Origin of the sequence: Mesorhizobium sp. B2-7-3 (genome assembly GCF_006440715.1) — a bacterium.
GTDB classification, from domain to species: Bacteria; Pseudomonadota; Alphaproteobacteria; order Rhizobiales; family Rhizobiaceae; genus Mesorhizobium; species Mesorhizobium australicum.
In genome coordinates this window covers 197221-211108 of the sequence record NZ_VFTY01000001.1, presented here as the reverse complement: position 1 = coordinate 211108, position 13888 = coordinate 197221, and the positions used below count along the sequence as shown (strand labels likewise).

Annotated in this window: 15 protein-coding genes; 11 read left to right on the top strand and 4 right to left on the bottom strand. The window is 63.4% G+C overall.

Annotated elements, in window-relative coordinates; translation table 11 throughout:
* The first annotated feature begins 249 nt into the window (after nt 1–249).
* The 5 genes from FJW04_RS01100 to FJW04_RS01080 all read left to right on the top strand — a co-directional run bounded on the left by FJW04_RS01100 (nt 250) and on the right by FJW04_RS01080 (nt 5097).
* Complete coding sequence (locus tag FJW04_RS01100; RefSeq protein WP_015314570.1) at nt 250–1191, top strand: sugar ABC transporter substrate-binding protein; 942 nt, start codon at nt 250–252, stop codon at nt 1189–1191.
* Nucleotides 1192–1299: 108 nt separating this feature from the next.
* A complete protein-coding gene (locus FJW04_RS01095) occupies nt 1300–2376 on the top strand; it encodes an ABC transporter permease (RefSeq protein ID WP_140660215.1) in 1077 nt (358 codons plus the stop codon).
* Between the two features lie 2 nt (nt 2377–2378).
* Entirely contained in the window at nt 2379–3161 is a 783-nt protein-coding gene (locus FJW04_RS01090; protein WP_015314568.1) for an ATP-binding cassette domain-containing protein, read from the top strand.
* Between the two features lie 115 nt (nt 3162–3276).
* A complete protein-coding gene (gene iolG, locus FJW04_RS01085; RefSeq protein ID WP_140711834.1) occupies nt 3277–4272 on the top strand; it encodes an inositol 2-dehydrogenase in 996 nt (331 codons plus the stop codon).
* A gap of 30 nt (nt 4273–4302) precedes the next feature.
* The gene (locus FJW04_RS01080; protein WP_140711831.1) at nt 4303–5097 is read left to right on the top strand and encodes an SDR family oxidoreductase; all 795 of its coding nucleotides are present in this window, start codon (nt 4303–4305) and stop codon (nt 5095–5097) included.
* Nucleotides 5098–5132: 35 nt separating this feature from the next.
* On the opposite strand, the gene FJW04_RS01075 is transcribed toward FJW04_RS01080, so the two are convergent.
* Nucleotides 5133–5558, bottom strand: coding sequence for a type II toxin-antitoxin system VapC family toxin (locus FJW04_RS01075; protein ID WP_015314565.1), 426 nt, complete (start codon nt 5556–5558; stop codon nt 5133–5135).
* Entirely contained in the window at nt 5555–5800 is a 246-nt protein-coding gene (locus tag FJW04_RS01070; protein WP_140711829.1) for a type II toxin-antitoxin system VapB family antitoxin, read from the bottom strand. The genes FJW04_RS01075 and FJW04_RS01070 overlap by 4 nt, the downstream gene beginning before the upstream one ends.
* A gap of 265 nt (nt 5801–6065) precedes the next feature.
* Between FJW04_RS01070 and FJW04_RS01065 the strand changes: the two genes are divergently transcribed.
* The 3 genes from FJW04_RS01065 (at nt 6066) to FJW04_RS01055 (ending at nt 8132) form a co-directional block, all read left to right on the top strand.
* Nucleotides 6066–7157, top strand: coding sequence for a 3-deoxy-7-phosphoheptulonate synthase (locus FJW04_RS01065; RefSeq protein ID WP_140711827.1), 1092 nt, complete (start codon nt 6066–6068; stop codon nt 7155–7157).
* Nucleotides 7158–7273: 116 nt separating this feature from the next.
* The gene (locus tag FJW04_RS01060; RefSeq protein ID WP_140615371.1) at nt 7274–7639 is read left to right on the top strand and encodes a metalloregulator ArsR/SmtB family transcription factor; all 366 of its coding nucleotides are present in this window, start codon (nt 7274–7276) and stop codon (nt 7637–7639) included.
* Nucleotides 7617–8132: an SRPBCC family protein gene (locus FJW04_RS01055; protein ID WP_140711825.1), complete on the top strand. Its 516-nt coding sequence runs from the start codon at nt 7617–7619 to the stop codon at nt 8130–8132. The genes FJW04_RS01060 and FJW04_RS01055 overlap by 23 nt, the downstream gene beginning before the upstream one ends.
* 42 nt (nt 8133–8174) lie before the next feature.
* Here FJW04_RS01055 and FJW04_RS01050 read toward each other — a convergent pair whose 3' ends face one another.
* Nucleotides 8175–8810 carry a LysE family translocator gene (locus tag FJW04_RS01050; RefSeq protein WP_140615369.1) on the bottom strand — a complete coding sequence of 212 codons (636 nt, stop codon included), beginning with the start codon at nt 8808–8810 and terminating at the stop codon, nt 8175–8177.
* 129 nt (nt 8811–8939) lie between these two features.
* Between FJW04_RS01050 and FJW04_RS01045 the strand changes: the two genes are divergently transcribed.
* Entirely contained in the window at nt 8940–9638 is a 699-nt protein-coding gene (locus FJW04_RS01045) for a YafY family protein (protein ID WP_140711823.1), read from the top strand.
* Nucleotides 9639–9658: 20 nt separating this feature from the next.
* Here FJW04_RS01045 and FJW04_RS01040 read toward each other — a convergent pair whose 3' ends face one another.
* Nucleotides 9659–10768 carry a Gfo/Idh/MocA family oxidoreductase gene (locus tag FJW04_RS01040; RefSeq protein ID WP_140711821.1) on the bottom strand — a complete coding sequence of 370 codons (1110 nt, stop codon included), beginning with the start codon at nt 10766–10768 and terminating at the stop codon, nt 9659–9661.
* Between the two features lie 152 nt (nt 10769–10920).
* On the opposite strand from FJW04_RS01040, the gene FJW04_RS01035 reads away from it, so the two are divergent.
* Complete coding sequence (locus FJW04_RS01035; RefSeq protein ID WP_015314557.1) at nt 10921–11766, top strand: MurR/RpiR family transcriptional regulator; 846 nt, start codon at nt 10921–10923, stop codon at nt 11764–11766.
* 158 nt (nt 11767–11924) lie between these two features.
* Nucleotides 11925–13859: a 5-dehydro-2-deoxygluconokinase gene (gene iolC, locus FJW04_RS01030; RefSeq protein WP_140711819.1), complete on the top strand. Its 1935-nt coding sequence runs from the start codon at nt 11925–11927 to the stop codon at nt 13857–13859.
* The last annotated feature ends 29 nt before the right edge of the window (nt 13860–13888 follow it).

Here is a 13888-nt window from a genome sequence, read left to right as displayed (position 1 = left end):
GCCAAAATCGCACATCCGGTTCTGGAATCTCCCTTGACGCCTCCCGAGCAAATGGAATAAATATTTCACCAGTCACGTATTTTGGTTCTTTCGTTCCGGAACATCTGTTTCATCAAGAGGCCTTGGCGTTCCAGCAAACGGCAGGCGCAACCCGGGGAGAGAGACGGTAATCGGGAGAGATTCCCCAGGCAGAACGGGGATTCCGGAGAGATCGGTGCAACCGGACACCAAAAGTGGAGGAGAAATACAATGAAGAAACTGCTTTTGGGCGTCGCCTTCGCGGCGCTGATGAGTTCATCGGCCATGGCCGCCAAGATCGGCGTGTCGATGGCCAAGTTCGACGACAATTTCCTCACCGTGCTGCGCAACGGCATGATCGAGCAGGCCAAGGGCATGAGCGGCGTCGAGTTGCAGGTCGAGGACGCGCAGAACGACGTCGCCAAGCAACTCGACCAGATCAAGAACTTCGCCGCTTCGGGCGTCGACGCCATCATCGTCAACCCGGTCGACACCTCGGCCACGCAGGCGATGTCGGATGCGGCGGCCGCGGCCAAGATCCCGCTGGTCTATGTCAACCGCCAGCCGGTCAATGTCGACACGCTGCCAGACAACCAGGCCTTCGTCGCCTCGAACGAGGCCGATTCCGGCACGCTCGAAACCAAGGAAGTCTGCCGCCTGTTCAAGGAAGCCGGCAAGAAGGAAGCCAATGTCTATGTGATCATGGGCGAGCTTTCCAACCAGGCCGCCGTGCAGCGCACCAAGGACATCGACGATGTCATCGCCACACCGGACTGCAGCTTCATCAAGATCATCGACAAGCAGACCTCGAACTGGGATCGCGACCAGGCGCAGAACCTGATGACCAACTGGCTGTCGACCGGCAAGAAGTTCGACGGCGTCATTGCCAACAATGACGAAAGCGCCATCGGCGCCATCCAAGCGATGAAGGCCGCCAACATCGACATGAAGTCGGTTGTCGTCGGCGGCGTCGACGCCACCCAGGACGCGCTTGCCGCCATGCAGGCGGGCGACCTTGATGCCACCGTCTTCCAGGACGCCGCCGGCCAGGGCGCGGGGGCGCTGGATGCCGCGCTGAAGCTCGCCAAGGGCGAGAAGGTGGAACACAAGGTCTATGTCCCGTTCCAGCTGGTCACGCCGGCCAACATCGACAAGTTCCTGAAGAAGAACTGAGCCGCGGACATACGGAGCGGCGCTCTCGCGCAGCGACAGCGCCGCTCCGCTTCCCTCGGCGCCCGAAGGTGCTCGGGGAACGACCGCGGCTGACGGAGGATAGAAGAATTGGCACAGACATCTCACGGCGTCGGCGGGGTCAGCTATGACGCCAGGAAGCGCACATGGCCGGCCGAGTTCAACGTCTTCCTGGCGCTCGTCATCCTCGTCGTCATCTTCGAACTGATCGGCCGGGTCTTTCTCGGCGACAGCTTCCTGTTCAACACCCGCAGTGACGTCTCCGGCCTCTTCAACGAGGCGCGCCTGCAGATCATCATCCTGCAGGTGTCGATCGTCGGCATCATCGCCATCGGCGTCACGCAGGTGATCATTACGGGTGGCATCGACCTGTCCTCCGGCTCGATCGTCGGCGCGACGGCCATGATCGCCATGAGCTTTGCCCAGGTCGCGACCGTGAACGGCAATCCCAACCCCAAGGCGATGTTCCTGGCCCAGGGCTGGACCGACCTGCCCGTGATCGTCCCGGTGCTGGTGGCGATCGGCTGCGGCCTGCTCGCCGGCCTCGTCAACGGCGCGCTGATCGCCTACACGCGCATCCCGCCCTTCATCGCCACGCTCGGCATGATGGTGACCGCGCGGGGCATCGCCAAATGGTGGTCGAAGGGCCAGCCGATCTCGTTCCCGACGGACAGTTTCGCCGCCATCGGCAAGGGCCTGATGCCCGTCATCATCTTCCTGTCGCTGGCCGTGCTGTTCCAGCTGATCATGACCTACACCAGATATGGCAAGCACTGCTACGCGATCGGCTCCAACGAGGACGCAGCGCGCATGTCTGGCATCAAGATCGCCAACCACAAGATCCTCGTCTATGTCATCGCCGGCATTCTCGCCGCGCTCGCCGCCGTCGTGCTCTCCTCCAAGAATCTCACCGCCCAGGCCGGCATGGGCGTCATGTACGAACTCGATGCCATCGCCATGGCGGTCATCGGCGGCGTCTCGCTGTCGGGCGGCCGCGGCTCCATCATCGGCACGGTGATCGGCGCGCTGATCTTCGGCGTCATCATCTCCGGCTTCACCTTCCTGCGCCTCGACGCCTACTATCAGGAGATGGTCAAGGGCGTGATCATCGTCGGCGCGGTCGTTCTCGACCAGTGGCGCCAACGCATGCGGGCATTGAGGGCTTGACCATGCCAGATATCTCCACGACAGACATCGTCCTGAAGACCGAGAACCTCACCAAGCGCTATGGCGGCGTGCATGCGCTTGAAGGCGCCAATTTCGAGCTGCGCAAGGGCGAGCATGTCGCCATCATGGGTGACAACGGCGCCGGCAAGTCGACCTTCGTGCGCCAGATCACCGCCGTCGAGCAGCGGACCAGCGGCCAAGTCTGGTTCGATGGCAAGGAAGTGAATTTCGCCGGTCCGATCGAGGCCCGCGAGGCAGGCATCGAGACGGTGTTCCAGAACCTGGCGCTGGCCGACGACCTCGACGTGCCGTCGAACCTGTTCCTCGGCCGTGAAAAGGTGCTGTTCAATCTCGGGCCATTTTCGATCCTCGACCGCAAATACATGCGCAAGGCAACCGAGGCGGCGCTGGTCCGCACCGCGGTCAAGATCCCCAACCTCTCCAACACTATCCGCCATATGTCGGGCGGCCAGCGGCAGTGCGTGGCGATCGCCAGGACGGCGACCTTTGCCTCCAAGCTGATCATCATGGACGAGCCGACGGCGGCTCTCGGCGTGCAGGAGACGGCGCAGGTCGAAAACATCATCCGCACGCTGAAGGACAATGGCGAGCCGCTGATCCTGATCAGCCACAACATGCGCCAGGTGTTCGACCTTTGCGACCGCATCGTGGTGTTCCGGCGCGGCCGCATCGTCGCCAATCTGCGCAAGGAAAATACCGACGGGCAGGACATCGTATCCTATATCACCGGCGCCAAGACCGGCGAGGCGGAACTCGCGGCCTAAGGGCCGGGCTCGGAGGCGATGGTCATCGCCTTCCCGTCGATTTGTCTTGACCGTAAAATCATTCAGCGCCCATGACCGGCGCCCCGCTTCGAACCATCCCCAGAGGAAAATATCCATGACTGTTCGCTTCGCCCTCCTTGGTGCCGGCCGCATCGGCAAGGTCCACGCCCGCGCCGTGGGTTCCAACCCCCAGGCAAAACTGGTCGCCGTGGCTGATGCCTTCGAGAAGGCGGCGAGCGAATTGGCTGTTGCCTATGGCGCCGAGGTGCGCAGCATCGACGAAATCGAGAAGTCCAAGGACATCGACGCGGTCGTCATCTGCACGCCGACCGACACCCATGCCGATTTGATCGAGCGCTTCGCCAAAGCCGGCAAGGCGATCTTCTGCGAGAAGCCGATCGACCTCGACGTCAAGCGGGTCGAGCAGTGCCTGGCCGTTGTCGACAAGGCCAATGCGACCCTGATGGTCGGCTTCAACAGGCGTTTCGACCCGCATTTCGCCGCCGTGCGCAAGGCGATCGACGACGGAGCCATCGGCACCGTCGAGATGGTCACCATCACCTCGCGCGATCCCGGCGCGCCACCCATCGACTACATCAAGCGCTCGGGCGGCATTTTCCGCGACATGACCATCCATGATTTCGACATGGCGCGCTTCCTGCTCGGCGAGGAGCCTGTCGCGGTCAGTGCGCACGCCTCGGTGCTGGTCGACAAGAAAATCGGCGAAGCCGGCGATTTCGACTCGGTCAGCGTCATCCTCGAAACGGCTTCGGGCAAGCAGGCAGTCATCTCCAATTCGCGCCGCGCCACCTATGGCTACGACCAGCGCATCGAGGTGCACGGCTCGAAGGGCATGGTGGCGGCCGAGAACCAGCGGCCGGTGTCGATCGAGCTCGCCAACGAGAAGGGCTACACGCGCCCGCCGCTGCACGACTTCTTCATGACCCGCTACCTCGACGCCTATGCCCTCGAGATCGCCGCCTTCATCGCGGCGGCAACATCCGGCAAGAAGGCGGCGCCGAGCGGCGCTGATGGCCTCGTGGCGCTGAAGCTGGCCGATGCGGCGCTGAAGTCGGCGACCACGGGCAAGACCATTCGTCTCGACAAGTAAGAACCGGACCCAACGCACAGGAGCAGAGCGATGAGCGCATCCGCCGATCGCAATTCGAACACACGCGCCATCGTCACCGGCGGTGCGCAAGGCATAGGATTCGCGGTCGCCGAAGCGCTGGCCGACGAAGGCTGCCGGGCGCTGGCGCTCATCGGCCGCTCGCAGGAGAAGGGCGACAAGGCTGTTGCTCATTTCAGGAAATCAGGCGTCGACGCGATCTTCATCAGCGCCGACGTCTCGAAGGTGGCCGACTGCAAGCGCGCGGTCGCCACCGCGCTCTCGCATTTCGATACGATCAACGCGCTGGTCAACGCCGCCGCCACCTCGGCGCGCGGCTCGCTGGTCGAGACCTCAGAAGAGCTGTTCGACCAGATCTTCGACGCCAATGTGCGCGGCCCGTTTTTTCTGATGCAGGGCGTGGTGGCGCATCTCTTGGAGAAAAAGGCGCCCGGATCGATCGTCAACGTGCTGTCGATGTCGGCGCATACCGGGCAGTCCTTCCTGACGCCCTATTCGACCAGCAAGGGCGCGCTGATGACGCTGACCAAGAACGTCGCCAACGCTTATCGCTTCAACCGCATCCGCTGCAACGCCGTGCTGCCCGGCTGGATGGACACCGAGGGCGAGGACATCGTGCAGAAGAAATGGCACGATGCGCCCGACGACTGGCTGGCGAAGGCCGAAGCCGCGCAGCCGATGGGCCAGTTGGTCAAGCCGGACCAGCTCGCACGGCTGATCAGCTACATGGTCAGCCCGCAATCGGGCGTCATGACCGGATCGCTGGTCGACTACGATCAGAGTGTCGCCGGGTCGTCGCCGGAGTAGGTTCATGCGAGCGATCTGCGTGGCGCACCTTGAATCTATCCTATGTCTGTCTTTTTGAAATCCTGACCGGTGTAGAGCAAAGCCAAATTATATGCCTTGCAACAGGCGTAGGAAAAGCAATCGCCCATATTGAGCTGCGCCGGCGAATCGACACCCTTGCCGTAACTGCGTGCGGCTTCGATGGCGAGCCGCCCGACTTCGGCCGAAATGAGGACCTCGCCGATTCCCAAATCCTGCACGAAACGGTCCACGGCCGCATTCGCCTTTGCGACTGCCGCCGGTTGGATGGGTGAAGGCAGGGGGGTCTTTGAACGCGCCAAGGCCATTGCGGTCTCGAAACGAACGATCGCCGAAATGAAGAAAGGCCCGCCATGGGCGTCCATCCGGGCGGCGAGTTCTCCTGCCGTGGGCTCCGGACGCAACAGAGCGACGACCGCCGAAGCGTCAATGAACAAGCTCATAGCCCCTCTGAAAGCTCGTCCGAATAGGCTCTCATATCGAAGTCAGGATTATCCGCTCCGATTTCGCCAGCCATTCTGACTGCCTCCGCCAAGCGTTCCGATACAGTTTGGACACTGCGGGCGCGCTCAATTTCATGCGTCAGGGCCCGGCGAACCGCCTCGGCTTTGCTCGGCGCCTTTGTGAGGCGCTGCACCTCAAGTACCAGCCGGTCGACTTCCCGGTCCTTCACATAAAGCGGCATTGGAGCATATCCTCTTTAGAATATCCAACATATACCTTCTTACATATTCAAACAAGACGCCAATCAGGTGCGTGACATTCAACGCGAGTTCAGCTATAGCCCACGCATGATCAACCTGACCGCCACGTATTGGTACTTTAGGAGCTCGCTGGCGGCGGGAGGATTGCGCTCGATCTGAAGATTGCAGCAACAAGATCCGAACAGCCGCCAGACCTGGCGGCTTTTTTGTTTCAGCCGGCAGGTTCCCAAACAGGAGCAGAAAGCCGTGTTGACCACCACAGACGACCTCCGGGTCAAGGAACTGAGACTGCTGAGCACGCCGGACGAGGTGATGCGCGAGATACCGCGCTCACTCACGGCGACACGCACCGTTGCCGCCTCGCGCAACGCCATTCACTCCATCCTCACCGGGGCCGACGATCGGCTTGTTGTCATCGTGGGCCCTTGTTCCATCCACGATCCGGTCGCGGCCGTTGATTATGCCAGCCGTCTGGCGGCGCTGCGCGAGGCTCTGTCCGACCGGCTCGAGATCGTCATGCGCGTCTATTTCGAGAAGCCGCGCACCACGGTCGGCTGGAAAGGCCTGATCAACGATCCCGACCTCGACGGCAGCTTCAACATCGACAAGGGGTTGCGGATGGCGCGCAACGTGCTGTCCGCCGTCAACAATCTCGGCCTTCCGGCGGCGACCGAATTCCTCGACATGACGACGCCACAATACATCGCCGACCTCGTCGCCTGGGGCGCCATCGGCGCGCGCACGACCGAGAGCCAGATCCATCGCGAGCTGGCCTCGGGTCTCTCCTGCCCGGTCGGCTTCAAGAACGGCACCGACGGCAATCTCAGGATCGCTGGCGAGGCGGTGAAGTCGGCCGCCCAGCCGCATCATTTCATGGCGGTGACCAAGGGCGGACGCAGCGCCATCGCGGCGACCACCGGCAATGAGGATTGCCATGTCATCCTGCGTGGTGGCGTTCAGCCCAACTACGACGCGGCAAGCGTCGAGGCCGCCTCCGTCGAACTCGTCCGCATCAGTATCGCCCCCCGTCTGATGATCGACGTCAGCCATGCCAACTCAGCCAAGAAGCCGGAGAACCAGCCCAAGGTCGCGGCCGATGTCGCGGGCCAAGTGGCGGCTGGCGACGAGCGCATCATCGGCGTCATGATCGAGAGCAATCTCGTCGCCGGCCGGCAGGATGTCGTGCCCGGCAAGCCACTGGTCTACGGCCAGAGCATCACCGATGGCTGCATCGACTGGGCGACCACGGAGACGGTGCTGCACGGCCTTGCCGGCGCCGTGGAATGGCGCCGGTCGGCGCGCCGCAACTTGCTGGACAGCCGGCAAGGCGCCGCCTGATCTGGGGGAGCATAAGGGCGGCGCTTCCAGTTTCAGTCCAGGACCACGCCGCTCCTAGGCCCCGCAGCGCTCACCTCCTTGCATGTCACCGATCCGCGTGTTACATACTGAACCAAATGGTTCAGTATTCTCCTGCCCGCCTGGATGCCTCGTTCGCCGCGCTTTCGGACGCCACCCGACGCGGCGTTCTGGAGCAGCTCGGCCGTGCGGATGCCTCGATCACGGACTTGGCCCAGAAATTCCACATGACCCTCACGGGCATGAAGAAGCATGTCGGCGTTCTGGAGCAGGCAGGCCTCGTCACGACGCGGAAGGTCGGGCGCGTGCGGACCTGCAAGCTCGGCCTGCGCCGCCTGGAGGAGGAGACGGCATGGATCGAGAGATACCGCCAGCTCTGGGCCGCACGCTTCGACGAGCTGGACAAGGTTGTCGAGGAAATGAAACGGAAGGAGGAAGCCGATGGACGAAACAAGAGCGAATGAGCCCACCCCCATGCAGAACCGCACGACGGTGGAACGGAAGTCCGACCGCGAGCTGGTCGTCACGCGAAGCTTCGACGCGCCGGCCCGCATCGTGTTCGAGGCCTGGACAAAGCCCGAGCTGTTCAAGCAGTGGTGGGTGCCGAAGTCGATGGGCATGTTCCTGCGTTCCTGCGAGATGGATGTTCGTGTCGGAGGCGGGTACCGTTTGGTGTTCGGGCATGATGACTCGCACCCTGCCGAGTTCTTCGGCAGGTATCTCGAAGTGACACCGCCCTCGCGCCTCGTCTGGACCAATGACGAAGGTGGTGACGGTGGACCCGTGACCACAGTGACCTTCGAGGAAAAAGGCGGCAAGACGCTGCTGGTCATGCACGAGGTCTATCCCTCGAAGGAGGCCCTCGACGCCGCCGGTACCGGGGCGGCGGATGCGATGGCCGAGACGTTCGGGCAGTTGGACGAGCTTCTCGCCACGCTGCGGCACGGCGCCGCCTGATCCGGCAGGCGCCAGAAGGCGGCGGTTCGGTTCAGCCCGAGACTACGCCGCCCTCAGCCCTTCCCATGCGGTGAACACGGAGACCGCGAAGAGCAGCAGCCCGGCCGCCCGGCCGGCAAGGATGGTCACCCGTGGATTGGCGATCAGAAGCTTGCGGCTGCGGCCGGCCGATATTGCGAGCCCGCCATAGACCGCGGCCTGCGTCAGCACGGTCAGCAGGCCCATGATCGTCGCCTGCATCCAGATCGGGCCGTAGTCCGGTTTCAGGAACTGCGGATAGACGGCGAGTACGAAGAGGTAGGCCTTCGGGTTGATCAGGCAGGTCACCAAGCCCTGGCGAAACGCCTTCCATGCCGAGCGGCTGCCGGCGGGGCCCTCGTTGCCGACGGTGATGGAGCTGCGCATCAGCGTGATGCCGATGAAGGCCATGTAGGCGGCGCCCGCAAGCAGCAGCGGCTTGAACAGGATCGGCAAGAAATGCACCAGCAGGCCGACGCCGATGGCGCCGTTCAGCGTGTGCACCATGCCGCCGACCATGATGCCGCCGGTCGCGGCAAGACCCCTGTCGCGGCCGCCGGTCAACGCATTGGCAAGCACGAACAGCATGTCCATGCCTGGAACGGCGATGATGCCGAACAGGAGGATAAAGAACAGCCAGAGATTTTCAGCATAGCCCATGTCAGTTGCCTGTTGTCCCGCTCGGCCCAGCCTCGGCGGAACCTGTTGATTTTCAAAACGATAGGCAGTCCTATAGGCAGGCCCAACTGACGATGGTGTGTCAGTTGTGATCGGTACCAGGTCAGAAAAATGCGCAAGGCCTCGCGCCTGTTCGAGATCATCCAGATCCTGCGGCTGGCGCGGCAGCCGGTGACGGCGGCAATGATCGCCGGGCAACTGGAAGTGACGATCCGCTCGATCTATCGCGACATCGCGGCGCTGCAGGCGATGCGCGTGCCGATCGAGGGCGGGCGTGGCATCGGCTACATCCTGCGCCCCGGCTTCGACTTGCCGCCGCTGATGTTTTCGATCGAGGAAATGGAGGCGATCGTCCTGTCGCTGGCGCTGCTGGAGCGCACGGGCGACGACGAGCTCAAGCAGGCGGCCAAGCGCGTCGGCGCCAAGATCGCCGGCGCGGTGCCGCCGCCCTTGCGCCAGACGCTCGACGCCAATGCGTTGCACGCCTGGGGCTTCGCGGCGCCCTCCGCAGGTGTGATCGACCTGGCGCTGGTGCGCCGCGCCATACGCGACGAGGAGAAGCTAGAGCTCTCCTATCGCGACGAGCTTGGTCGCGCTTCCGAGCGCCTTATCCGCCCGATCGCTCTGATCTATTACGCCGAAACCGCCAACATCGTCGCCTGGTGCGAGCTGCGCCAGGCGATCCGCAACTTCCGCAGCGACCGCATCGAGGATTGCCAGCCGACCGGGCTAGGCTTCAAGGGCGAAGGCGATCGTTTGCGGCAGGTCTGGGTCGACGGATGGGAAGTCAATGCAGCGGCCGCCGGCTAAAGCGACCAGCGCAGCGAATCCTACCTTACATCCACCCAGCGCTTCTCCTCGAAGGAGCGCGCCATGGCGTGCACGGTGCGCTCGATCTCCAGTCCTTCGGCGAACTCGATGAGCCGGGCCGGCTTGCCGGCAAGCCGTGTCAGCAATTCATGGCATTCTATGATCTTGAGGTCGTTGAAGCCGAGGCTGTGGCCGGGCGCCGGCACGAAGAGCTCATAGGGTCTGTGCTGCGGCGCCACCAGAATGGTGCGGTAGCCCTGTTCGGTGGGTCGGTCGGACGTCAGGTAGAGCTGGAATTCGTTCATCCGCTCCTGGTCGAACAGGATCGATCCCTTGGACCCGAAGATCTGGATGGCGATGCGGCCCTTGCGGCCCCAGGCCGAGCGGTTGACCTGCAGCGTGCCAGCAATGCCGTTCTCCAGATGCATGAGTACGCTGGCGATGTCGTAGGTTTCGACTGCGCGGCGCCCGCCAGCCGCGAGCTTGCGGTCGGCATAGGGCTTGGCCATGTCGCAGATGACGCGGCCGACGCGGCCGAACAGCGCCGAGACCAGCGACAGCGGATGCACGGCGAAATCGTCGAGCGCGCCATAGCCGGAAGTCGCCTCGTGCTTCCAGAAGAACAGCGCCTCGGGATCGGCCATGAAGTCCTCGTCCATCTCGATGCGCAGATGGTTGACCTCGCCGATGATCTTCTCGTCGAGCAGCGCGCCGATGTGACGGATGGCGGGGCTCTGGATGTAGTTGTAGCCAAGCGCGGCGACCTTGCCTGATTTCTCCGCCGCGCCCGCCATCGCCTCGGCTTCGGCAAAGCTCGGCGCCATCGGTTTTTCGCACCACAGATGCTTGCCGGCTTCGAGGACAGCGATGGCCATTTCCGGATGGAACTGGTTCGGCGTTGTCAGCGACACGATATCGACCTCCGGGTCGTTGACGACGGCGCGCCAGTCGCTGGTGGCCTTGGCGAAGCCGAACTCGCCTGCCTTGCGCCTGGCGAGCTCCTCATTGACCTCACCGAGATGGACGAGCCGCGGCTTGGCCGCATCGGGGAAGACGGCCCCGACGGCGCTCCACGCGATGGCGTGGCATTTGCCCATGAAACCCGTGCCGATAAGACCGACGCCAACCATTTTTCGTTCCTCCGCTGCCATAAAAGCTGAGTGGATGAATTAGTCCATTTTTTCCAGGAATGGAATGTCTGCCTCATTTTTTATGGCGTTCTTGCGCAGGCTCGCTATGATGGGGCAGAGAGGGTGTCCAGACAGGCTTGGGCAGAGGGACGATGGACGAACAGGTACCTCGCGACTTCGAGACGCTGCGTGCCACGATTCTGGACCGGCGCGAGAGCCTGCCCAAGCGCATCGCCCAGATCGCCGCCTACGCGCTCGACAATCCCGACGACATCGCCTTTGGTACCGCCGCCAGCATCGCCGCTTCGGCCGGCGTGCAGCCCTCGACCCTGATCCGTTTTGCCCAGCAACTCGGCTTCGACGGTTTTACCAGCCTGCAGCAGGTGTTCCGGGAACGTCTGCGCGAGCGCAACTCTTCCTATGACGAGCGGCTGCAGGCGCTGCGTGCCAAGGCCGAGGGCGGTGCCGGCCACCGGGCGATCTTCGACGGCTTCATCGCCGCCGCCAGCACCTCCCTCAACGACATTTCCCGCACGCTGGACGATGCGCATCTGGAAGACGCGATTTCGCTGCTGGCGAAGGCGCAGACCATCTATGTCTTGGCCAAGCGACGCTCCTATCCAGTGGCTTCCTACATCGCCTATGCGCTCGGCAAGCTGAAGATCCGCAACCAACTGATCGAATCGGCCGCCGGCCTGAATGCCGAGATGGTCGGCTTCGCCACACCGGCGGACGCCGTCATCGCCATCAGCTTCTCGCCCTACGCGCCGGCCACGATCGAGGAGGCGCGCGCCATTTCCGAGCAGGGCGTGCCGATCGTCGCCATCACCGACAGCTCGTTCTCGCCGCTCGCCCAGTTCGCCAGGGTCTGGTTCGAGGTTGCCGAGGCGGATTTCGCCGGCTTCCGTTCGCTGTCGGCGACAATGGCGCTGGCCATGGCGCTGACCGTCGGCGTCGGCGAGAAGCGGCGCGACGCGAGCCGTAAGCGCAAGGCTTGATCAGGCGTCCCATCAAGGCAATTTTAGCCTAGGGAATGCTCATTCCATATTGACTATGGATTGGAATTATTATTTCATATTGCCGGCGCCACGCAGCCGCTCGCGCGTGTTACCCAAAACAATGTTGTCCATGACGACAAGACCGACGGGAGGTTCCAATGAGCGAAGCCGTGGACGCAAGACAGGCGCCGCTCGATGTCATCACCATCGGCCGCGCGTCCGTCGACCTCTATGGCCAGCAGATCGGCTCGCGGCTGGAGGACATCACCTCCTTCGCCAAGTCTGTCGGCGGCTGCCCGGCCAATATTTCGGTCGGTACGGCAAGGCTCGGGCTGCGCTCGGCTCTGCTGACGCGCGTCGGCGACGAGCAGATGGGCCGCTTCATCCGCGAGCAGCTGAAACGCGAAGGCGTCAACACCGACGGTCTGAAGACCGACAAGGAGCGGTTGACCGCTCTGGTTCTGCTTTCGGTCGAGAGCGAAGGCGTTTCGCCGATGATTTTCTACCGTTCCGACTGTGCCGACATGGCGCTGGCCGAAGAGGACATCCATGAGGCGTTTATTGCCTCGGCCCGTTCGATCGTCGTCACCGGCACGCATTTTTCCCGCCCCAATAGCGATGCCGCCCAGCGCAAGGCGATCCGCATCATGAAGGCCAGGGGTGGCAAGGTCGTGTTCGATATCGACTATCGCCCGAATTTGTGGGGCCTTGCCGGCCACGCCGAAGGCTTTGAGCGCTATGTCAAATCCGACCGCGTCTCGGCCCAGTTGAAGACGGTGCTGCCCGATTGCGACCTCATCGTCGGCACCGAGGAAGAGATCATGATCGCGTCCGGCGCTGACGACTGCCTGAGCGCGCTGAAGACGATCCGCTCCCTGTCCTCGGCCACCATCGTCCTGAAGCGCGGCGCCATGGGCTGCATCGTCTATGACGGACCGATCAGCGACGATCTCGAGGACGGCATCGTCGGCAAGGGTTTCCCGATCGAGATCTACAATGTGCTGGGCGCCGGTGACGCCTTCATGTCCGGTCTGCTGCGCGGCTGGCTCGGCGGTGAAAGCCTTGCCACGGCGGCGACCTGGGCCAATGCCTGCGGCGCCTTCGCCGTGTCGCGGCTGCTCTGCGCGCCGGAATATCCGACCTTCGAGGAGCTGCGGTTCTTCCTCGAGAATGGCAGCAAGCATCGCGCGCTGCGCAAGGACGAGGCGATCAACCACATCCATTGGGCAACCACACGCCGGCGCGACATCCCCTCGCTGATGGCGCTCGCCTGCGATCACCGTGTGCAGCTCGAGGATGTGGCGGCCAAGACCGGCGCCGATCCGGCGCGCATCCGTAATTTCAAGGTGCTGGCGGTCAAGGCAGCGGCCAAGGTCGCGGCCGGCCGCGACGGCTATGGCATGCTGATCGACGAGAAACATGGCCGCGAGGCGATGTTCGAATTCGCTCGCCACCCCTTCGCCTGGCTTGGACGCCCGGTGGAACTGCCGGGCTCGCGGCCGCTGCGCTTCGAATTCTCGCAGGACATCGGCTCGCAGCTTACCGAATGGCCCGTCGATCACTGCATCAAGTGCCTGTGCTTTTATCATCCCGACGATCCAGCGGAACTGAAGGAAGAACAGCAGCAGAAGCTGCGCGCGCTGTTCGAGGCCGCGCGCAAAGTTGGCCGCGAACTTCTCATCGAGATCATCGCCGGCAAGCACGGCAAGCTCGACGACACGACGATCCCGCGCGCGCTGGAGGAACTCTATGCGCTCGGCATCAAGCCGGACTGGTGGAAGCTCGAACCGCAGGCGTCGAGCGGTGCCTGGGCCAAGATCGAGGCGGTGATCCTGAAGCACGATCCATGGTGCCGGGGCATCGTGCTGCTTGGCCTGGAGGCGCCGCAGGACGAGTTGGAGGCCGCTTTTGCCGCCACGGCCAACGCGCCCATCGTCAAGGGCTTTGCCGTCGGGCGCACCATCTTCGTCCACGCAGCCGAACAATGGCTGGCCGGCAGGATGTCCGACGACGAGGCTGTCGCCGACATGGCGTCGCGCTTCGAACAGTTGACCGAAGCGTGGCTTGCCGCGCGCGGCCGCAAGGCGGCATAACAAGGCGCAACGGCGTAGGGACTGCGGAG